Origin of the sequence: Hydrogenophaga sp., from assembly GCF_036675665.1 — a bacterium.
Taxonomy (GTDB): domain Bacteria; phylum Pseudomonadota; class Gammaproteobacteria; order Burkholderiales; family Burkholderiaceae_C; genus Hydrogenophaga.
The window spans coordinates 1-19,841 of the sequence record NZ_JAKFEO010000094.1 but is presented as its reverse complement, the minus strand read 5'-3'; the positions used below and the strand labels follow the sequence as shown (position 1 = coordinate 19,841).

The window sequence follows — 19,841 nt, the reverse complement described above, 5'->3', positions numbered from 1 at the left end:
ATGCTTTGTCTCGCGAATAGGCGCAATCACATATGACCATCCTTTCCTCCCGCATATCGACTTCCGACGACGAATTTCGGCTCAACCAAAAAGCCTACCAGGCCGTGATTGCGGACCTGCAAAGCCGTCGCCAACTGGCGCTGGCCGGAGGCCCCCCGAAAGCGCGGGAAAAACACCTGGCGCGCAACAAGATCCTGCCGCGCCATCGCGTCGAAGTGCTGCTCGATCCAGGTTCGCCTTTCCTAGAGGTCGGCATGCTTGCCGGCGAGGGCATGTACGACGGCGTGCCGCCGGGTGCCAGCATCATCACCGGCATCGGTCTGGTGCAGGGCCGTCCGTGCATGATCATTGCCAACGACGCCACCGTGAAGGGTGGCACCTACTACGGCATGACCTGCAAGAAGCATGTGCGGGCGCAGCAAATTGCCTGGGCACACCGCTTGCCCTGCATCACGCTGGTGGACAGCGGTGGCGCCTTCCTGCCTGAGATGGCCAACATCTTTCCCGATGTGGGGCAGTTCGGCAGCATTTTCAACAACCAGGTACGCATGTCGGCCGAGGGTATCCAGCAGATTGCCGTGGTGATGGGGCCTTGCACGGCGGGTGGCGCCTACATCCCGGCGCTGTGCGACGAGGCGGTGATTGTCAAGGAACAAGGCTATATGTACCTCGGTGGCCCCGAGTTGACCTTTGCCGCCACCGGCGAGACGGTGGATGCAGAGTCGCTGGGCGGCGCCAAGATGCACTGCAGCGTCAGCGGTGTCACTGATCATATTGCCGAAGATGACCGCCACGCGCTGGCCATCACGCGTGAAATCGTACGGGACCTGGGTGAGCAGCCCAAGCCACGCTGGACGCGTCAGCCGTCGGTGCCTCCGCGCTTCGATCCGCGCGAGATTTACGGCATCATCAGCCGCGACACCAAAATCCCGACCGACACGCGCGAGATTCTGGCGCGTTTCGTCGATGACAGCCGGTTCCAGGAATTCAAGCCGATGTACGGCGACACCCTGCTGACCGGCTTTGCTCGCATCCATGGCCACGAGGTTGGCATCCTGGCCAACCAGGGCGTGCTGTTCCCGGAAAGCGCGATGAAGGCGGCGCACTTCATCGATCTGTGCTGCCAGCGAGACATCCCTCTGCTGTTCATGGCCGACGTGACCGGCTTCATGGTCGGGCGCGCCGCCGAGCAGGCTGGCATTGCCAAAGCCGGGGCCAAGATGATCACGGCGATGGCCTCGGCCAACGTGCCCAAGTACACCATCATCATGGGCGCCTCTTACGGTGCAGGTTACCTGGCGATGTGTGGCCGCCCGTTCAACCCGACCGCGATGTTTGCTTGGCCGACCGGCCGCGCGGCCATCATGGGTCCGGATCAGGCCGCCACGGTGATGGCACTGGTGCGCAGACAGATCAACAAGACCGAGGGAAAAGAGTGGACGCCCGAGGAAGAAGAGGCGTTCAAGGCGCCGGTACGCAAGATTTACGAAGACTTCCAGCCTGCTGCGAACTTCTCCTCGAATTTGTGGGTGGACGGCATCATCGATCCGGTGGAAACACGCGACGCCATGGGACTGCTGCTCGACCTCGCATCCCGGACTGCCGCCAAACCGACGCCGTTCGGTGTCTTCCGTTTTTAACCAGGACGCCAGCCATGCAACGCATCCACACCGTCTTGATGACCCACTTCGCCGCAGGAGTTGGGCATGCTTAAGAAAGTCCTCATTGCCAACCGCGGCGAGATCGCCTGCCGCATTGCCCGCACCTGCCGCAAGCTCGGCCTGGAAGTGGCCACCGTGCACTCCAGTGCCGACCGGTTTGCCCGCCATGTGCGTGAGATCGGTGAATCGGTCGAACTCGGGGGTGCAGCGCCCAGCGAGAGTTATCTGAACATCGATGCCATCATCGCGGCGGCCCGGCGTGTGGGCGCCGACGCCGTTCATCCGGGCTACGGTTTTGTCTCGGAAAATCCGGCCTTTGTGCGCGCACTGGATGCGGCTGGCTTGACCTTCATTGGACCCCGGGCCGACACTATCGAGCGCGTCGGCGGCAAAGCCAGTGCCAAGCGCGAGGCAGCCCGTCTCGGCGTGCCGGTCATTCCCGGCAGCGAAAGCGGCATGACCGACCCAGCCGAGGTGTTGAATCTGGTGCGCGGTATGAAGCTGCCCGTGCTGCTCAAGGCCGTGGCTGGTGGCGGTGGCCGTGGCATGGCGGTGGTCGAGACGCTGGAGGGGCTGGAGTCGCGCATCGAGAGTGCCATGCGTGAGGCCGAAAAAGCCTTCGGCAACGGCGAACTGATCGTCGAGCGCTACCTGCCGCATGTGCGCCACCTGGAGGTGCAGGTGGCCGGTGACGGCCAGGGCCACGCCATTCACCTGTTCGAGCGCGAGTGCACCTTGCAGCGACGCCATCAAAAAGTGATCGAAGAAGCGCCGTCAAGCGGTCTGAGCCCGCGTCTGCGTGAAGCTATCCTGGCCGATGCGGTCAAGCTGGCCTCTGGCGTGAATTACCGCGGCCTGGGCACGGTTGAGTTTGTCGTCACGGGTGAAGAATATTATTTCCTGGAGGTCAATCCTCGCTTGCAGGTCGAACACCCGGTGACCGAAGAAGTCACCGGCCTCGATCTGGTCGAACTGCAACTGCGCATTGCCGACACGGACAGCCTGCCGCTGGCGCAAGCCGACGTGCGGTGCACCGGTCACGCCTTCGAGGCCAGGCTGTGCGCTGAAGACGCCGCTGCGGGATTTTTGCCGGCTACCGGGCGGTTGCAGGTGGTCGATTTTTCGCGCGCGGGCGTGCGCGTCGAGTCCGGGGTAGACAGTGGCGACGAAATCTCGCCGCACTACGACTCGATGATCGCCAAGCTCATCGCGCACGGGCCCGACCGCGAGTCGGCGCGCCGGGCGCTGGTGGCCGGATTGCGCGAAAGCACGGTGATCGGCCTGGTCACCAACCTGGAATTTCTGCATGAACTGCTGGAATGGCCGGAGACCCGCGATGCCACATTTCACACCCGCCTGATCGACGAGCGCCACGCGCAGCGCGGCGTGGTGGCTCCCGCCGCGCCGCCTCTTGAGCATCTGGCTGCTGCCGCGCTGCACTGGCTGGCGCAACGGCGTGCCGAGTCGTCCGCGCTGGGCTGCTGGACCCTCTGGGACGGTTTCACGGGCTGGCGCCTGAGCAGTGGGCCGATTCAGGCCGCACCCCAGCCGGTCCTTGTGTTGAAGGCGGGCGCGGCGGAATGGCCCGTGCGGTTTTCGATGCGCGATGACCAGGGCAGCAGTGCGCTGGTCATTGGCGAGCAAAAGGTGCGCGCTACGCTGCAGCCGCTCGCGGGCGGACGCTTCCTGCTGCAATGTGGTGGGCGGGCGCTGGAACTGACGATCCGGGGCGACGCGTGGCAGGCCGAGCTCGCCAGCGCGTTGGGCAGCAGCTTGTTCACGGCACGACCCTATCTGGGGGGGGGCGCCGGTGACGCTGCCGCCAGCGGTCAATTGGGCGCGCCAATGATGGGCAAGGTGGTGGCGGTCAAGTCGGCGGTCGGTGAGAAGGTTTCCATCGGCCAGACCGTGATCGTGCTCGAATCGATGAAGATGGAGCTGCACGTCATGGCGCCATTCGAAGGCAGCCTGAGCAGCCTGCGCTGCCGGGTCGGCGACATGGTTGAGCGCCACCAAGTGCTGGCCGAAGTCAGCCCGGCTTGATCGAAGGAGGTACAAGCGATGAGCAACTTGCCTACCTCCGTCGAGTTCCATGAGGAGGGACCGCGCGAGGGCTTCCAGATGGAGCCAAAAACCTATCCGCTGGCGGACCGCGCCGCGCTGATTGATGCCTTGAGCCTCTCGGGTCTGAGGCAGATCCAGGTTGCGTCCTTTGTCAGTGCGAGCGCGGTGCCGCAGATGGCCGACACGTCCGAATTGTTCGCCGCCATCATCAAGCGCCCTGGTACCCGCTACACGGCGCTTTGGCTCAACGACAACGGCTTCGAGCGGGCGCGCGCCTGTGAACAGGTGGATCTGGACGGCAAGCTGATGTTCTACACAACCGAGCCGTTTTCGCAGCGCAACAACAATTGCAGCGTGGCCGAGATGCGTGAACGCCAGCTCGGCTGGCTGGACCGCTACATCGCCCTGGGCATTCCGGTGGAAAAGGCCTACGTGATCACGGCCTTTGGCTGCAATCTCGGTGGCGCCGTGCCGCTGTCGGTCCTCACCGATCAGGTCCGCTGGCTGGTCGATGCCTGCGCCGACCGGCGTGTGCCGCTGCCGGCGGTCTACTTGGCCGACACCATGGGCTGGGCAAATCCCGAGGAGATCAAGCGCCGCGTCGGCGCGGTGCGCGCGATCGTGCCGGAGGCTCAGATCGGCCTGCACCTGCACGACACGCGCGGCGTCGGCGGTGCCAACGTTTATGCCGCCTTGCAAATGGGCGTGCGGCTGTTCGACAGTTCGGTCGCCGGTCTGGGCGGCTGTCCGTTCGCGGGTCACACGCACGGTGGCGCGGCCGGCAATATCTGCACCGAAGACATGGTGTTCATGTGCCAGGAACTGGGCATCGAGACCGGCATCGATTTAGAGGCGCTGATCGAGGCGTCCCTTCTGGCCGAACGCGTCATCGGCCGCACCCTGTCGGGCCATGTGATGCACAGCGGCTCGCTCAAGGGATTTCGCGCCGGCCAGCGAATGCAAGAGATTTGTGGGGCGGTGCGCTGAATCACATGACAAGGAGAAGGTCATTGGTCGAGTACAGGACAAGGTCATTCTGGTGACGGGCAGTGCGATGGGCATGGGCCAGGTCCACTGCGAGCTGCCTGTCGCGGACATGAACGCCGGGATTGGCGAAACCGTCGCGGCGGGCGTTCGCCAGCGCGGCGGAGTGGGACCGCATGTTCAACGTCAACGTGCGCTACCCCTTTTTCGGCACGCGGACGGGGGTGCCGACGATGAAGCAGGCAGGTGGTGGCTCGATCATCAACATCCTGTCTATCTACGGCCGTTAGGCGCACCCTGTGCCTATGGGGCTTCCAAGGGCGAGGTACGGCTGTTCAGTATGGCCAGCGCGCCCTATCTCGCCCCTTTCAATATTCGTGTCAATTCGGTTCACCTTGGCGCCATCGAGACGCCGATGACCAAGGACTTGTTGAGCGATCCGGCCGATCACAAATCGCTGCTCGGCACCACTCCAATTGGGCGGGCGGTGCAGCATCAGGAAGTGTCGGCGGTGGTGCTGTTCCGGGGCCTCCGATGAGTCGTCCACCGTCATGGGTGCCGAGTTGGTGGTCGATGGTGGCTACGCCGCGGTCTGACCGCGCTTCAAAGGACGAAACAGGATGTCCGTGATTCAAACGCTGGTCGATGTGCAGGGTCCGGGCTTCCGCGACAACCTTGCACACCACGCGGGCCAGATCGCTCTTCTGCGCGCACGCCTGGCCGAGGTGGCCACCGGCGGGCGCGACGCGCACATCCAGCGCCACCGCGAGCGCGGCAAGCTGCTGGTGCGCGAGCGCATCGACTTCATCGTCGATGACGGTAGTGCCTTCCTGGAACTCTCGCCGCTGGCGGCCTGGGATCAGTATGGCAACGAGGTGCCGGGTGCGGGCATCGTCACCGGCGTCGGGATGGTGGCCGGGCGGCCCTGCATGTTCATTGCCAACGATGCCACCGTCAAGGGCGGCTCGTTCTTCCATGAAACCGTTAAAAAACACATACGGGCGCAGGAGATTGCCCAGCGCCTGCGCCTGCCTTGCCTGTACCTGGTGGATTGCGGCGGCGCCTTTTTGCCGGAGCAGGACCGCGTGTTTCCCGACAAGGACCACTTCGGCAACAGCTTCCACCGCCAGTGCCGCATGTCGCAGGCTGGCCTGCCGCAGCTCTCGGCCGTGTTCGGCGGTTGCACCGCGGGCGGCGCCTACATTCCCGCGCTGTCGGACGAAGTGGTGATGGTGCGCGGTAACGCACGCATTCATCTGGGTGGCCCGTCCATCGTCAAGATCGCGATCAACGAAGTGGTCGACGGCGAAACCCTGGGCGGCGCGGAGATGCACAGCCGTGTCTCCGGTGTCAGCGACCACCTGGCCGAGGACGAGCATCAGGCGCTGGCCATGCTGCGTCAGATCGTCGCCAGCCTGCCGCCCGAGCCGCCCATGGTGCCGCCGCTGCCGCCCAGCGCACCACGTTACGACCCGATTGAGCTCGATGGCGTCGTACCGGTCGACCCCAAACAGCCCTACGACGCGCGCGAAATCATTGCGCGGCTGCTCGACGGCAGCGCTTTCCACGAGTTCAAACCGTTGTGGGGAGATACGCTGGTGACCGGCTTTGGCGCGATCCACGGCCAGCCGGTCGCCATCCTCGCCAACAACGGCGCGCTGCTGGCCGAGTCGGCTCTGAAGGGCGCGCATTTCATCGAACTGGCCAACCAGCGCGGAGTACCGCTGCTGTTTTTGCAGAACATCCCCGGCTTCATGGTTGGCACCGAGGCCGAGCGTGGCGGTATTGCCAAGCACAGCGCCAAGATGGTGTATGCCATGGCTTGCGCGCGCGTGCCCAAGCTCACGTTGGTGGTTGGCGGCTCTTATGGCGCCGGCAACTACGGCATGTGCGGCCGCGGCTTTGAGCCCGAATTCCTGTTCGCCTGGCCCAGTGCCAGAGTTGCCACGATGAGCGCCGACATTGCTAGCAACGTGATGGTCGAGCTGGCGCGCTCTAACCTGCGCGGCCCGGCTGATGAGGCGCGGCTGCTGGATATCGAACGCAAGGTACGCGAGCAGTACGCGCGCCAGAGCGATCCCTATTACGCCACCTCCCGGCTGTGGGACGACGGTCTGATCGAACCCTCGGCCTCGCGCGACGTGCTGGGCCTGGCGCTGGCGCTGGCGGCGCGCCGTGCGTTGCCGAGTACGGCAACCCCTGTTTACCGCATGTAAGAGAACCTCTATGAACACCCCCACCTACGAGACCCTGCAACTGGTCGTCGACGCGCGCGGCGTGGCCCGCCTCACGCTCAACCGCCCCGACACTCATAACGCGCTCAACGCCACCCTGATCAGCGAGTTGCGCCGTGCCGTCGATTGGCTGGCCGTAGCGCCGGGCGTGCGCGCGGTGGTGCTCACCGGCACCGGCAAGACCTTTTGCGCCGGTGGTGACCTGGGCTGGATGCAGGACAACATGAAAAAGAGTCGGACCGAGCGCGTGGGCGAAAGCGGCGATCTGGCGCTCATGCTGCGCGCCCTGAACGAGCTGCCTATGCCCGTCATTGGCCGCATCAATGGCCCCGCGTATGGCGGCGGCGTCGGCATGATCTCGGTCTGTGACATCACGATCGCGGTCGATACCGGCATCTACTCGCTGACCGAGGTGCGCCTGGGCCTGCTGCCGGCCAACATCGCGCCCTACGTTGTGGCGCGCATGGGTGAAGCCAACGCCCGGCGCACCTTTCTGACGGCGCGCCGCATGAGCGCGGCAGAGGCGCAGCGCCTGGGCCTGCTCTCAGAAGTGGTGGCGGCCGATCAGCTCGACGCGGCCATTGAACGCGAACTCGCCGACCTGCTGCAGTGCGCGCCCGGCGCGGTGGCGGCCACCAAGAAGCTGGTGGCCTATGTGCAGGCGCACGATCTGCCCACCAACATGATCTACACCGCTGACAAGCTGGCCGACGCCTGGGAAACCGAAGAAGGGCGCGACGGCATTGCAGCCTTTTTTGGCAAGCGGCTGCCGGTGTGGCGGCAGGTCTGAGTGTTGGCATGAAGGCGTGCGACTGATGTTTAACACCCTCCTGATTGCCAATCGCGGGGAGATCGCCTGCCGCATCGCCCGCACCGCGCGCCGCATGGGCTTGCGCACGGTGGCGGTCTATTCCGACGCCGACCGCGAGGCGCTGCACGTGGCCCTGTGCGATACGGCCGTGCGCATCGGAGCGCCGGAGGCCGCGCGCAGCTACCTTGATGCCGCTGCCATCGTGGCCGCGGCGCGTGCCGCCGGTGCGCAGGCCATCCATCCGGGCTACGGCTTTTTGTCGGAAAGCCTGGCCCTGATTGACGCCTGCGAAGCCGTCGGGCTCATTTTTGTGGGCCCCTCGCGCGAAGCGATTCGGCGCATGGGCTCGAAGATCGAATCCAAGCGCATCGCGCTCGGAGCCGGCGTGCCGGTGGTGCCGGGCTACCACGCCGACGACCAGGACTCTGCGGTCTTGCAGGCGGCGGCCGGGGGCATCGGCTACCCGGTGCTGATCAAGGCCTCGGCAGGCGGCGGCGGCAAGGGCATGCGGGTGGTGCGCAGCGCGGCTGACTTCTCGGCCGCGCTGGATACCGTGCGACGCGAAGCGAAGGCTTCGTTCGGCGACGACCGCGTGCTGCTGGAACGCTACCTCGACGAGCCACGCCACCTCGAAGTGCAGTTGCTGGGCGACAAGCACGGGCATCTGGTCCATTTGTTCGAGCGCGAATGTTCGATCCAGCGCAACCACCAGAAAGTGATTGAGGAAGCGCCCGCGCCACACCTGCCTCCCGCCGTGCGCGAGGCCCTGTTTTCGCACGCGCTGACGATCGGGCACGCCATCGGCTACGACAGCACCGGCACCATCGAGTTCATCCACGACAGCCGCAGCGGCGACACCTTCTTCCTGGAAATGAACACCCGGCTGCAGGTCGAGCACCCGGTGACCGAGTTGACGGTCGGTATCGATTTGGTCGAATGGCAGCTGCGGGTGGCCACTGGTGAGCCGCTCGGCTTCGCCCAGCCGGACCTGACGCAGCGCGGCTGCGCGATCGAGGCGCGTGTCTGCGCGGAGAATCCGGCGGCGGGTTTCGCGCCCGAGATCGGCGCCCTGATCGACTACCGCGAGCCGCGCGGCGAGGGCGTTCGGGTCGACAGCGGCGTGCGCAACGGCAGTCACGTTACGCCTTATTACGACTCCATGCTGGCCAAGGTAATTGCCCATGCCGACGACCGGCCGACCGCCGCACGGCGGCTCGCCACGGCATTGGACGACACGGTGCTGCTCGGCGTGCACAGCAACCTCGGTTTTCTGGCCGATCTGCTGCGCCATGACCACTTCGCGCAAGTACTCACCACACATTACATCGAACGCGCCTTTCCCACAGGCTGGCAGCCGCGCACGGACGATGGGCTGGCCATCGCGGCTGCCGCCGTGCACGGCGTGCTGATCAAACAGGCGACGGCCGGGCGCTCGGCCTGGCAGTCGCTCGGGGCCTGGCGCGCGGCCGGCGCTGGGAGTGGCACTGGCAGCACACAGGTGCTGCTCGAAGACGAGCAGCGCTGCGTGCATGAAGTCAGCGTCTCGCCGCAGGGTGACAGCTGGCGTGTGTGCGTCGGCGATCGGGAGTTGACCCTGGCGGCGGTATTGGCCGGCGACACCCTGGCGTTGCAGTGCGACGGCCTGACGGTTCGCTTCACGGTGGCGGTGGAGCAGCACGCCAAGCAAGGCGAACGCGTGTGGCTCTCTGGCCTGAGCGGCACGTGGGCCTGGCGCCGGCTCGATCGCTGGCAGCGCGCACTCAAGGGCGCGGCGGGTGCCGATGAGCTGGGCGGCAATCTCCTGCTCGCCCCCATGCCCGGTCTGGTGACGCAGGTGCAGGTCAGTGTAGGCATGAGTGTGAACGCGGGCGACACGCTGGTGCAGATGGAAGCTATGAAGATGGTGCATACGCTGAGCGCGGTAGCGCCGGGACGTGTGGCCGAGCTGCGTTGCCGCGTCGGCGACGCGGTGCGCGGTGGTGATGTGCTGGCGATCATGGAAACAATCGAATCCGAGGAAAAGCAATGAACGAGCCGATTTATTTTGACGAGCAACACCGGCAGTTCCGGGACAACCTGCGCCGCTTTGTCGAGCAGGAAGTAGTGCCGCACGCCGCGCTCTGGGAAGATCAGGGCATGGTGCCGCGCGCGCTGCTGCGCAAGATGGGCGAACTGGGCTATCTGGGCATACGCTACGACGAAAAGTACGGCGGCTCGAAACTCGACACCGTGTACAGCGCCATCCTGGCCGAAGAACTCGGCCGTTCCACTTACGGCGGCTTCGCCGTGACGGTGATGGTGCACACCGACATGGCCTCGCCGCACCTGGCCAACTTTGGCACGCCAGAGCAGCTCGCACGCTACCTGCCGCCCATCATCGGTGGCGAGAAGATCTGCGCTGTGGCGGTCACCGAGCCCGATGCCGGCTCCGACGTGGCCGGCATCCGCACACGCGCGGTGCGCGACGGTGAGCACTGGGTCATCAACGGAAGCAAGATGTTCATCACCAACGGCGTGCATGGCGACGTGTACTTTGTCGCCGCCAAGACCGATCCGAGCGCCAAGGGTTCGCGCGGTATCTCGATCTTCATCGTCGAGAAGGGCACCCCGGGTTTTCGGGTCGGGCGTGCGCTCAACAAGAGCGGCTGGCTGTGCAGCGACACCGCCGAGCTGGTGTTCGAGGACTGCCGCGTGCCGTCCGCCAACCTGCTGGGCGAAGAGAACAAGGGCTTCTACCAGATCATGCGCAACTTCCAGAACGAGCGCATGGTGCTAGGTGCGCAGGTGATGGGCGAGGCCGCACGCGCGATCGAGCTGACGCTGGCCTATGTGCGCGAGCGCAAGGCCTTCGGCGCCACGCTGTGGGACAAGCAGGCGATTCGCCAGCGCATGGCCATGCGGGCAGCGCAGGTGGCGGCGGCCCGCCAGTTGGTTTACCACGCGGCCTGGCTGGACGCGCAGGGGCGCGACTGCGTCAAGGAGGTGTCGATGGTCAAGGCGCTGTGCGGCGAGCTGGTCAACGATGTGGTCTATGACTGCCAGCAGTTCCACGGCGGCTTCGGCTACATGCGCGAGGCCGCGATCGAGCGTATGGTGCGCGACGCACGCGTCCAAGCTATCGGTGGCGGTGCCACCGAGGTCATGCTCGAAGAAGTGGCGAAACGGTTGTGAACATGAGCACCTCTCGAGCTACTTCAGTCATTGACGGGTTGGTCGAGCTGCCTCTGAAGGAGGTCCTGCCCGGCATCCTGATGTTCACGCTGCCGGTGGACTATGGCATCGACCACGTCAACATCTACCTGATTCGCGACAGCGAGGGTTGGTGCCTATTCGACACGGGTGCCGATTGCGAGGCGGCGCGGGCCTTGTGGCTGCGCGCATTGGAAGGCCCGCTGGCGGCTGGCTTGACGCGCATCATCGTCTCGCACCACCACCCCGACCACCTCGGGCTGGCGGTGTGGCTGCACGAGCGCACCGGGGCTCCGATCCTGATGCGCGAGGAGGAGGTGGCGGTGGCGCGGCAGACGCACGTGGTCAGCATCGATGACCGCGCTTACTGTATCGACTTCATGTGCCGCCATGGGGTGGCGCCGGAAGATGCGCATCAGGTGGTGGGCGGGGTGTTGCAAAGCAATATGGCCTGTGCCGTGCCGACTCGCGTCGAGCCGCTCGAAGCCGGCCAGACCTTGCACATCGGCGATCATGCTTTCGACGTGCTGGTGCTTGGTGGACACAGCATTGCCCAAATCTGCTTGTACGAGCCCAAGCTGAAATTGCTGCTCACGGGCGACCAGTTGCTCGAGCGCATCACACCCAACATTGGTGTCTGGCCCTATGGCGAAACCGATCCGCTGCCACGTTACCTGGATAGCCTGCGCACAATTGCGGGACTGGACATCGAGTACGTCTTGCCAGCCCACCACGGCGTCTACCACGCCGGGGTCGAGCGCGCGCATGGACTGGTGGCGCACCACCAGAGGGCACTGCGCAAGTTCTTGGCGCGTCTGGGCGAGGGGGGCATGAATGCCACCGAACTCGGCTACGCCGTTTATGGCGCGCAGAGCGACCCGCTGCATGCTTACCTGGCCATGGGCGAAACCCTGGCGCACCTGCTGTGGCTGCAGCGTGCCGGCCATGTGCGCCATGAAGAAACGCCAGCCGCGACCCGCTGGTATCCGGTGACGGCGGCCAGTGAAGAGCCCACCCTCACCTTGTCTGGAGACATGTCGAGATGACAGAAACACACATCATCAAAGAAGAAGAAATCGCCAAGCGATGGCAAAAGTTCGCCCATGTGTCGCCGTATAACCGCGAACTGGGCTTCCTGCCGCACGCGGTGCACACCGACTGGTGCGTGCTCAAAGTCGAGTACCAGGAAGCACTGGTGGGCGATCCGCAGACCAGGGTTTTGCATGGCGGAGTCATCACTGCGCTGCTCGACGCCGCGCTCGGATTCGCGATTTTCGTCAAGCTGCCGGAGATACGGCCGATGGCCACGCTGGACTTGCGCATCGACTACCTCAAGCCCGCGACGCCCGGGCGGGCGATTCTGGGGGGAGCCGTTTGCTACAAGTTGACTGCAGAACTGGCGTTCGTCCGTGGCGCCGCTTACCACGACACGTTGGACGACCCAATAGCCACCGCAGTCGGCATTTACATGTTTACTTCCGGGCGACCGGTATTGCGCAACGAGGATGTGCCACGATGAAATGGACCGAACAAATTGACCATGCGCGCGCCCAGGGTGACTGGAGCGAAGTGATCCAGGCGGTGCCCTTTGCGCGTTTTCTGGACCTGCGCATTGATGTCAAGGGCGAGGAGTTCACCTGCGTCTTGCCTTTCCAGGAAAAACTGATAGGCAACCCCATGCTGCCGGCTCTGCATGGCGGTGCCACCGGAGGGTTTCTGGAATGCGCCGGATTGTTCTACCTGCTGTGGCACATGGACAGCCGGGACTTGCCCAAGACCATCGATTTCAACATTGATTACCTGCGCTCGGGCCGTCCGCAGGACACCTATGCCAACGTCGTGATGGTCAAGCTGGGCCAGCGTGTGGCGAACCTGCGCATCCAGGCATGGCAATCCAGCCCCGATAAGCCCATCGCCCTTGGCCACGGCAATTTCATGCTGCGAGCCTGAGGGTGCAGAAAGGAAATGTCCATCATGTCTCAATCTACCTACCGTTCCGTGTTCCGCCCTGGCCTGTTTGTTGGTCAAACCGTTATCGTCACCGGTGGTGGCAGTGGCATTGGCCGCTGCACCGCGCACGAACTGGCCAACCTAGGGGCCAGCGTCGCGCTTGTCGGTCGCCGCGTCGAGAAGCTGGAAGCTGTGCAAGCTGAAATCACGCAGGCCGGCGGCCGGGCCAGTATCCACGCTTGCGACATTCGCGACGAGGCGGGCGTCAAGGCCATGATCGCCGACGTGATCGCACAGCACGGCAAGATCGATGGTCTCGTCAACAACGCGGGTGGCCAGTACCCGCAGCCGGTCAAGGACATCAGCCTGAAGGGCTGGGATGCGGTGGTGCGCAGCAACCTCACCGGCGGCTTCCTGGTGGCGCGCGAAGCCTTCAACCAGTCCATGGAGTTCCATGGCGGCGCCATTGTCAACATCATCGCCGACATCTGGGGCGGCATGCCGACCATGGCGCACAGCGGTGCGGCGCGTGCCGGCATGCTGTCGTTCACCGAGACGGCGGCTTGCGAATGGGCCTGCGCCGGCGTGCGTGTCAACGCCGTGGCACCGGGCTGGATTGCCAGCAGCGGCTTTGATACCTACAGCCCCGAGATGCAGGCCGAACTGCGCAGCCTGAAGACCAAGGTGCCGCTGCAACGTTATGGCACCGAGGCCGAGATTTCGGCGGCGATTGTGTTTTTGCTGTGCGAGGCGGCGGCTTTCATCACGGGTTCTTGCATTCGGGTCGATGGTGGCGTGCCCAATGCCCGACCGACCTGGAAATTGCAGGCTCATGATCGATCCAAACCCTTCAATGGCTTTGCGCTGGCCGAACCGCCAAAGTGCCTGAGCGTCAAGGATCAATGACATGGAAGTGACTATGCAAACCCCAATCACCCCTTCGAACGATCCGTCGGCTTATCTCGCGCCCGGCCGCTACGTGGACAGCGATCACTCGGCGGTGATCGCGTTCGCGCACCGGGTGGCCGACCCTGCCATGGCGCCGCGCGAGATCGCAGTCAAGCTCTATTACGCCGTGCGTGACGAGTTTCTCTACGACCCCTACTGCTTTGACACCACGGTCGAGGGTTTGAAGGGCAGTCGCGTGATCGAGGCCGGGCGTGGCTTTTGCGTGCCCAAGGCGGCGCTGCTGGCAGCGGCAGCCCGCGTCCTGGGCGTGCCGGCACGGCTGGGCTATGCCGACGTTCGCAACCACCTGAGCAGCAAGCGCCTGCAAGACATGATGGGCACCGATCTGTTCGTCTTTCACGGTTACACCGAGCTGTGGGTTGACGGGCAGTGGCTCAAGGCCACGCCCGCCTTCAACCGCTCCTTGTGCGAGAAGGCCGGTATCCATCCACTGGAATTCGATGGCCGCGCCGATTCGGTCTTTCATGAATTCGATGTCAGCGGCCGCAGGCACATGGAGTATGTGCACGACCACGGCACTTACGCCGACTTGCCGCGCGATGAACTGCTGGCCTCTTGGCGCGCACATTACAAAACCTTCGCCGACTGGGGACAGACCGCGGACAGCGGGGCCGACTTCGCCCAGGAAGTGGGGCCGTCATCATGACGACGCGCCGGGAATTTCCCGGCTTTGCCGGTGGCTCTCTGGTGGCCGACGTCTATGGCCCAGTCGGCGCGCCCACGGTGTTGCTGCTGCACGGTGGCGGGCAAACCCGCCATGCATGGGGCAAGGCGGCACAGGTGCTGGGCGATGCGGGTTGGTACACCGTGGCGCTGGACTTGCCGGGCCACGGCGACAGCGCCTGGGCCAAGGATGGCGATTACCGCATCGAGACGCTGGCCGACACCATGTGCTGCATCTGGCGCGAACTGGGCACACCGCTGGCGGTGGTCGGTGCCTCGCTGGGTGGCCTCATCAGCATGGCCACCGTGGGCCGCGCCGATGCGCCGCCGATCAACGCGCTGGTGCTGGTGGACATTGCGCCGCGCATGGAAGAAGTCGGTGTCGAGCGCATCGTGCGCTTCATGCGGGCTCGGCCCGATGGTTTTGCGTCACTTGAAGAGGCCGCCCAGCATATCGCCGCCTACCGGGGCCGACCCATGGAAGGACCGGTTGAGGGGCTGAAGAAAAACCTGCGCATGAATGCGCAAGGTCTCTGGAATTGGCATTGGGACCCGCAACTGATGAGCGAGGCCAACCACAACCACCGGCGCGATGCGGACGGCTACGAGCGCGCTTTGCGCGGCCTGCAGGCGCCCACTTTGCTGCTGCGCGGCCAGCGCAGCGACGTCATCAGCGAAGAAGATGCGCGCGCCCTGGTGCAAACCCTGCCGCGGGCGCGTTTTATCGATCTGAAGGGTGCTGGTCACATGATCGCTGGTGATGCCAACGACGCCTTCGCCGCCAGCGTGGCGGCGTTTCTGCACGAAGTGATGCCGTCGACACAGTCCCCGTCGGGTGAAATCTGAACCAGGAGCCTGAAATGAGTTTGCGATCTTTTACGCTGCACGATCTCATCAACCGTAACGCGAAATTGTACGGATCGAACACCGCCCTGGTGTTCGGCGATCAGCGGGTCACGCACGCCCAGTATGCCGAGCGCACGGCGCGCCTGGCGGCTGGTCTGGCGGCCGCAGGCGTGGGCCAGGGTGACCGGCTGGCGATACTGGCCCCCAACTGCCTGGAATATGTCGACCTGTTCGGCGCCGCCGCCCAGTTGGGCGCGATCGTGGTGCCGATCAACTGGCGGTTGTCGGCCGAGGAGGTGGCCTACGTCATCGAGGACGTGGCACCGCGGGTGCTGATCGTCGCCGATGAATTCCAGGCCCTGCTGCCGCAGAGCGGCCTGGACGACACGCTGCGCTACACGCTGGGCGCCGCGCCAGCACCCTGGCAACCCGTCAGTGCGCTGTATCTCGATCGCACCGTGCCGCCCGCCGATCTGAATGACGATGAGGGTCTCGTCATCATCCACACCGCCGCCGTGGGCGGGCGGCCGCGCGGCGCGCTGCTCTCGCACCGCGGCCTGATCGCAGCCAGCCTGCAGACGCAACTGGCCTGGCAGTTGACCACGTCAGATGTCAATCTGGGCGTCTTGCCGCTGTTTCACGTGGCCTCCATCGGCTTCATGCTGGCCACGCAGCAGGCGGGCGGGGCGACGCTGCTGCTGACACGTTTCGATCCGCCCAGCCTGGTCAAGCATATCGACGAGGACGGCGGCAGCCTGATCGGCACCTTTCCACCGATGCTGGGTGCCCTGCTGGACGCCGCAGCCGCCCAAGGCTCTTCACTGGCCAGGTTGCGCGTGGTGTCGGGGATCGATGTGCCCGAGACCATCGCGCGCTTGCGCACCACCTGTCCCCAGGCGACCTTCTGGAGTGCCTACGGCCAGACCGAGACCTCGGGCTCGGTCAGCCTGGCGCCATTTGACGAGCGCCCCGGCAGCGCCGGGCGTCCCACCGCGCTGAACATGGTCGCGGTGGTGGACGAACTGGACCGCCCGTTGCCCACAGGCGCCACCGGCGAAATTGTGGTGCGGGGGCCGATGGTGTTCCAGGGCTACTGGCGCTGTGAAGCAGACAACGCCTTCACGCTGCGCAACGGCTGGCACCACACGGGCGACATGGGGCGCGTCGATGCCGAGGGCTACCTCTGGTACAGCGGGCGTTCACCGGCCAAGGAGTTGATCAAGCCGGGGGGCGAGAACGTTTATCCGGCTGAAGTCGAGCGGGTCATTATGGAGCACCCGGCGCTGGCGCAGGTGGTGGTCCTCGGTGTGCCGGACGTTCAGTGGGGCGAGGCGGTCAAGGCTGTCTGCGTGCTGAAGGCGGGGTGCACGCTGAGTGCCGAGGAGTTGATCGAGTTTGTGGGCGGTCGCATCGCACGCTACAAAAAACCCAAGCACGTGGTGTTTGTATCGGCACTCCCCTTGGGCGGTGCCGATAGCATTGACCGCGCGGCCGTCAAGGCCGCGCACGGTGGCGCCTGATGGCCATGTCAGCCCGGTGTGCTCAAACCGCCGTTGACGCTGAGCGTCTGGCCGGTGATGGCATCGGACTCCGGTCCGGCCAAGAACGCCGCCGAGTTGGCGATGTTCTGGCAATGCACTGGAAACAGCATGCGCTTGCGCGGGTTCTCGATCATGCCCGCACCATGGCCGTCTTCGAGCGCTGGCGAGCCCGGACCCCAGCGCGGCTCGGCATCCCAGATGTAGCTCATCGCCACCGCGTTGACGCGAATGCCGTCGCGCCCCTGTTCACGTGCCAGCACGCGGCACATTTGCATCATGCCGCCTGTGGCACCGCCAATGAAAGATTCGCCGACCGTGGCCACGCGGCCCGCGGCGGTACCCACCGCGACGATCTTGCCGCGACCGTGCAGTGCCATGACGCGGGCGGCCGCCTGGATCGCATACACGCGGGTGAGCCAGTGGGCGCGGATGTAGTTGTCGAAGCCGCCGTCGCGCATTTCCTTGAAAAGGCGAAAGAACGGCAAGTCGGCACTGGCATCTGCGCCGCTGGCCACCAGGATGTCAAGGCGACCGTGGCGCTCGGCAACTCGATCCACCATGGCATGAACCGCATCGCTATTGGTCAGGTCGGCTTGTTCAAACGTGGCGCTGTAGCCGTTCGCAGCGATCTCGTTGATCACCGCCTGCCCGGCTTCGGGATTGCGGCCGTTGACGACCACGTGCGCGCCGCGCCGCGCCAACTCCAGCGCTATGGCACGACCGATGAAGGCCGTGGCACCGGTGACGAGGGCGATCTGGCCCTGAAGTGGACCGCCAGTCAAGGGTGCTGGGTTCATCCGCTGTTCTCCGGCGCTGGAGACATAAAAACCCGACTTTGTCAAAACAGCGGGACAGGCCGATCGAGGGATTGCCCGCAGAGGACCACTTTCATCCATCACCACCCCCCATCCATCACCGGACTTCAAAATGACCAAGCTGACCGACAGTGCCAAGTCGCATCATTTCAAGACGCACCGGCGCACCATCAGCGAAACCGACATCGTCACCTTCGTCAATGTGGTCGGCTTGCATGAACCATTTTTCATCGACATGGAGTACATCCGGGAGAACATGACCGGATCGCATCGCAGCCGCTTTGCGCCCGGCCCGATGGTCATCTCGCTAGGCATGGGGCTGCTGGCGACTTACGTGGCGGGCATCATCAAGGGCACGCTCAAAGGCCACGAAGTCGGCCCGTTCGGCGGTATGACCGGCGTACAGGCGCGCCTGCGCGGTGCGCTGTTTCCGGGCGACACCATTCATGTCGAAGGGGAGGCCCGGTTGCTCCCCACGACCTCGCGCGGCTACACCCTGATGGAGTTGCAACATTTGGTGATCAATCAGCGTGGCGAGACCATTGCCGACTTCACTGAAACCATTACTTTTTTGCCTGCTGCTCCGGCTCCATGAATTTTGAACTTTCGTGAGTCGTTTGCCTGTGGCAGCCCGTCTACGACTCGCGACGTCAAAGGGCCGGATCAACAGTACAGACCGGGTGGACCGGGATATTCAACACTAGGAAACTTCCAACTATGACAAAACGAGAAGCTGTGATCGTCGGCGTTGCCGACCTGCCACTGAAGGACGGCAAGGTCCTTGCGCCCATGTCGGTCCTGCAGGCCCAGGCGCTGGTCGCCCGCGACGCCTTGAAGGACGCCGGCATCGCCATGCACGAAGTCGATGGGTTGCTGACCGCCGGTATGTGGGGGGTGCCCGGTCCGGGCCAGTTGCCGACCGTGACGCTGTCGGAGTACCTGGGGATTACGCCGCGCTTCGTCGACGGCACCAACATCGGCGGCTCGGCCTTCGAGGCGCATGTGGCGCATGCCGCCACCGCCATCGAGGCTGGCCGCTGCGAGGTGGCGCTGATCACTTACGGTAGCCTGCAGAAGAGCGAGATGAGCCGCAACCTCGCCGGGCGCCCGGCGGTGCTGACCATGCAGTACGAGACGCCTTGGGGCATGCCCACGCCGGTGGGCGGCTATGCGATGGCGGCCAAGCGCCACATGCACGAATATGGCACCACCTCCGAGAACCTGGCCGAGATCGCGGTGGCCACGCGCAAGTGGGCGGCGCTCAATCCGGCGGCCACCATGCGCGAGCCGCTGTCGATCGAGGATGTGCTCCAGAGCACGATGATCTCCGACCCGCTGCACCTGCTCGATATCTGTCTGGTCACCGACGGTGGTGGCGCGTTGGTCATGACCACCGACGAGCACGCCAAGGCGCTCGGTCGCAAGCCGGTGTTCGTGCGCGGTTACGGCGAATCACACACCCACTGGACCATCGCCGCCATGCCCGACCTAGCGCGCCTGACGGCCGCCGAAGTGGCCGGTCGGGACGCCTTTGCCATGGCGGGCATCCGGCATGACGCCATTGACGTGGTTGAGGTCTATGACTCGTTCACCATCACCGTGCTGCTGACGCTCGAAGCGCTGGGCTTTTGCAAGCGTGGCGAGGGTGGAGCCTTTGTCGCCAACCAGCGCACCGCGCCGGGCGGTGTATTCCCGCTTAACACCAACGGCGGCGGTCTGTCTTACGCACACCCCGGCATGTACGGCATCTTCCTGCTGATCGAGGCGGTGCGCCAGTTGCGCGGTGAATGCGGCCCGCGCCAGATCCAGGACGCCGTGACCGCGCTGGTCCACGGCACCGGCGGCACGCTCTCCAGCGGTGCCACTTGCATTCTCTCCACCCGGTGAACACCATGTACGACAAACCCCTGCCCGTCATCGATGGCGAGAGCCGCTCCTATTGGGACGCCCTGAAACAACATCGCCTGACACTCAAGCGCTGCCATGACTGTGGCAAGCACCATTTCTATCCGCGCGTCCTGTGCCCGCACTGCCATTCCGACGCCGTCGAATGGGTCGATGCGCGCGGCACCGGCACCATTTACAGCTACACCATCGCGCGCCGGCCGGCCGGT

The 19,841-nt window shown here is 64.8% G+C and carries 19 protein-coding genes; 18 read left to right on the top strand and 1 reads right to left on the bottom strand.

Annotated features, from left to right (window positions below):
* Positions 1–32: 32 nt before the first annotated feature.
* The 15 genes from V6M63_RS21735 (at position 33) to V6M63_RS21660 (ending at position 16,891) form a co-directional block, all read left to right on the top strand.
* Entirely contained in the window at positions 33–1,640 is a 1,608-nt protein-coding gene (locus V6M63_RS21735) for a carboxyl transferase domain-containing protein (protein WP_056278196.1), read from the top strand.
* A gap of 66 nt (positions 1,641–1,706) precedes the next feature.
* Positions 1,707–3,704, top strand: a complete 1,998-nt coding sequence (locus V6M63_RS21730) for an acetyl/propionyl/methylcrotonyl-CoA carboxylase subunit alpha (protein ID WP_056278193.1) — start codon at positions 1,707–1,709, stop codon at positions 3,702–3,704.
* Positions 3,705–3,722: 18 nt separating this feature from the next.
* Entirely contained in the window at positions 3,723–4,712 is a 990-nt protein-coding gene (locus V6M63_RS21725; protein WP_332745295.1) for a hydroxymethylglutaryl-CoA lyase, read from the top strand.
* 109 nt (positions 4,713–4,821) lie between these two features.
* Complete coding sequence (locus V6M63_RS24600) at positions 4,822–5,247, top strand: SDR family oxidoreductase (RefSeq protein ID WP_442909633.1); 426 nt, start codon at positions 4,822–4,824, stop codon at positions 5,245–5,247.
* Positions 5,248–5,329: 82 nt separating this feature from the next.
* A complete protein-coding gene (locus V6M63_RS21710; protein WP_182118930.1) occupies positions 5,330–6,925 on the top strand; it encodes an acyl-CoA carboxylase subunit beta in 1,596 nt (531 codons plus the stop codon).
* 10 nt (positions 6,926–6,935) lie between these two features.
* Entirely contained in the window at positions 6,936–7,733 is a 798-nt protein-coding gene (locus tag V6M63_RS21705) for a crotonase/enoyl-CoA hydratase family protein (RefSeq protein ID WP_069047281.1), read from the top strand.
* A 25-nt stretch (positions 7,734–7,758) separates the two neighbouring features.
* On the top strand, positions 7,759–9,783 hold the full coding sequence (locus V6M63_RS21700) for an acetyl/propionyl/methylcrotonyl-CoA carboxylase subunit alpha (protein WP_332745291.1): 2,025 nt from the start codon (positions 7,759–7,761) through the stop codon (positions 9,781–9,783).
* Positions 9,780–10,925 carry an acyl-CoA dehydrogenase family protein gene (locus V6M63_RS21695; RefSeq protein ID WP_056278176.1) on the top strand — a complete coding sequence of 382 codons (1,146 nt, stop codon included), beginning with the start codon at positions 9,780–9,782 and terminating at the stop codon, positions 10,923–10,925. Before V6M63_RS21700 ends, V6M63_RS21695 begins: the two co-directional genes overlap by 4 nt.
* Before the next feature lie 2 nt (positions 10,926–10,927).
* Positions 10,928–11,989 (top strand): MBL fold metallo-hydrolase, encoded by a 1,062-nt coding sequence (locus tag V6M63_RS21690; protein WP_056278172.1) that lies wholly within the window; start codon positions 10,928–10,930, stop codon positions 11,987–11,989.
* Complete coding sequence (locus tag V6M63_RS21685; RefSeq protein WP_056278169.1) at positions 11,986–12,462, top strand: PaaI family thioesterase; 477 nt, start codon at positions 11,986–11,988, stop codon at positions 12,460–12,462. The genes V6M63_RS21690 and V6M63_RS21685 overlap by 4 nt, the downstream gene beginning before the upstream one ends.
* Entirely contained in the window at positions 12,459–12,893 is a 435-nt protein-coding gene (locus V6M63_RS21680) for a PaaI family thioesterase (RefSeq protein ID WP_056278166.1), read from the top strand. Before V6M63_RS21685 ends, V6M63_RS21680 begins: the two co-directional genes overlap by 4 nt.
* 24 nt (positions 12,894–12,917) lie before the next feature.
* Positions 12,918–13,799: an SDR family oxidoreductase gene (locus V6M63_RS21675; protein WP_056278584.1), complete on the top strand. Its 882-nt coding sequence runs from the start codon at positions 12,918–12,920 to the stop codon at positions 13,797–13,799.
* Between the two features lie 13 nt (positions 13,800–13,812).
* Complete coding sequence (locus V6M63_RS21670; RefSeq protein ID WP_235501454.1) at positions 13,813–14,508, top strand: transglutaminase-like domain-containing protein; 696 nt, start codon at positions 13,813–13,815, stop codon at positions 14,506–14,508.
* The gene (locus tag V6M63_RS21665) at positions 14,505–15,371 is read left to right on the top strand and encodes an alpha/beta fold hydrolase (RefSeq protein WP_056278160.1); all 867 of its coding nucleotides are present in this window, start codon (positions 14,505–14,507) and stop codon (positions 15,369–15,371) included. Before V6M63_RS21670 ends, V6M63_RS21665 begins: the two co-directional genes overlap by 4 nt.
* Positions 15,372–15,385: 14 nt before the next feature.
* The gene (locus V6M63_RS21660) at positions 15,386–16,891 is read left to right on the top strand and encodes an AMP-binding protein (RefSeq protein WP_332745282.1); all 1,506 of its coding nucleotides are present in this window, start codon (positions 15,386–15,388) and stop codon (positions 16,889–16,891) included.
* A gap of 8 nt (positions 16,892–16,899) precedes the next feature.
* Here the strand turns inward: V6M63_RS21660 and V6M63_RS21655 are convergent, their stop codons facing one another.
* Positions 16,900–17,709, bottom strand: coding sequence for an SDR family NAD(P)-dependent oxidoreductase (locus V6M63_RS21655; RefSeq protein WP_056278154.1), 810 nt, complete (start codon positions 17,707–17,709; stop codon positions 16,900–16,902).
* A gap of 130 nt (positions 17,710–17,839) precedes the next feature.
* Here V6M63_RS21655 and V6M63_RS21650 point away from each other — a divergent pair, with 130 nt between their 5' ends.
* The 3 genes from V6M63_RS21650 to V6M63_RS21640 all read left to right on the top strand — a co-directional run.
* Positions 17,840–18,322, top strand: coding sequence for a MaoC family dehydratase (locus tag V6M63_RS21650; RefSeq protein ID WP_056278151.1), 483 nt, complete (start codon positions 17,840–17,842; stop codon positions 18,320–18,322).
* A 122-nt stretch (positions 18,323–18,444) separates the two neighbouring features.
* On the top strand, positions 18,445–19,614 hold the full coding sequence (locus tag V6M63_RS21645; RefSeq protein WP_332745276.1) for an acetyl-CoA acetyltransferase: 1,170 nt from the start codon (positions 18,445–18,447) through the stop codon (positions 19,612–19,614).
* A gap of 5 nt (positions 19,615–19,619) precedes the next feature.
* On the top strand, positions 19,620–19,841 hold a 222-nt coding region (locus tag V6M63_RS21640), incomplete at its 3' end, for a Zn-ribbon domain-containing OB-fold protein (RefSeq protein WP_332745274.1).

Bases quoted from the DNA above. Each gene is read 5' to 3' on its own strand.
- V6M63_RS21695 (WP_056278176.1), top strand. From the start codon at position 9,780: ATGAACGAGCCGATTTATTTTGACGAGCAACACCGGCAGTTCCGGGAC.
- V6M63_RS21675 (WP_056278584.1), top strand. From the start codon at position 12,918: ATGTCTCAATCTACCTACCGTTCCGTGTTCCGCCCTGGCCTGTTTGTT.
- V6M63_RS21645 (WP_332745276.1), top strand. From the start codon at position 18,445: ATGACAAAACGAGAAGCTGTGATCGTCGGCGTTGCCGACCTGCCACTG.
- V6M63_RS21685 (WP_056278169.1), top strand. From the start codon at position 11,986: ATGACAGAAACACACATCATCAAAGAAGAAGAAATCGCCAAGCGATGG.
- V6M63_RS21660 (WP_332745282.1), top strand. From the start codon at position 15,386: ATGAGTTTGCGATCTTTTACGCTGCACGATCTCATCAACCGTAACGCG.
- V6M63_RS24600 (WP_442909633.1), top strand. From the start codon at position 4,822: ATGAACGCCGGGATTGGCGAAACCGTCGCGGCGGGCGTTCGCCAGCGC.
- V6M63_RS21650 (WP_056278151.1), top strand. From the start codon at position 17,840: ATGACCAAGCTGACCGACAGTGCCAAGTCGCATCATTTCAAGACGCAC.
- V6M63_RS21670 (WP_235501454.1), top strand. From the start codon at position 13,813: ATGCAAACCCCAATCACCCCTTCGAACGATCCGTCGGCTTATCTCGCG.
- V6M63_RS21665 (WP_056278160.1), top strand. From the start codon at position 14,505: ATGACGACGCGCCGGGAATTTCCCGGCTTTGCCGGTGGCTCTCTGGTG.
- V6M63_RS21655 (WP_056278154.1), bottom strand. From the start codon at position 17,709: ATGAACCCAGCACCCTTGACTGGCGGTCCACTTCAGGGCCAGATCGCC.
- V6M63_RS21705 (WP_069047281.1), top strand. From the start codon at position 6,936: ATGAACACCCCCACCTACGAGACCCTGCAACTGGTCGTCGACGCGCGC.
- V6M63_RS21700 (WP_332745291.1), top strand. From the start codon at position 7,759: ATGTTTAACACCCTCCTGATTGCCAATCGCGGGGAGATCGCCTGCCGC.
- V6M63_RS21680 (WP_056278166.1), top strand. From the start codon at position 12,459: ATGAAATGGACCGAACAAATTGACCATGCGCGCGCCCAGGGTGACTGG.
- V6M63_RS21690 (WP_056278172.1), top strand. From the start codon at position 10,928: ATGAGCACCTCTCGAGCTACTTCAGTCATTGACGGGTTGGTCGAGCTG.
- V6M63_RS21735 (WP_056278196.1), top strand. From the start codon at position 33: ATGACCATCCTTTCCTCCCGCATATCGACTTCCGACGACGAATTTCGG.
- V6M63_RS21725 (WP_332745295.1), top strand. From the start codon at position 3,723: ATGAGCAACTTGCCTACCTCCGTCGAGTTCCATGAGGAGGGACCGCGC.
- V6M63_RS21730 (WP_056278193.1), top strand. From the start codon at position 1,707: ATGCTTAAGAAAGTCCTCATTGCCAACCGCGGCGAGATCGCCTGCCGC.
- V6M63_RS21710 (WP_182118930.1), top strand. From the start codon at position 5,330: ATGTCCGTGATTCAAACGCTGGTCGATGTGCAGGGTCCGGGCTTCCGC.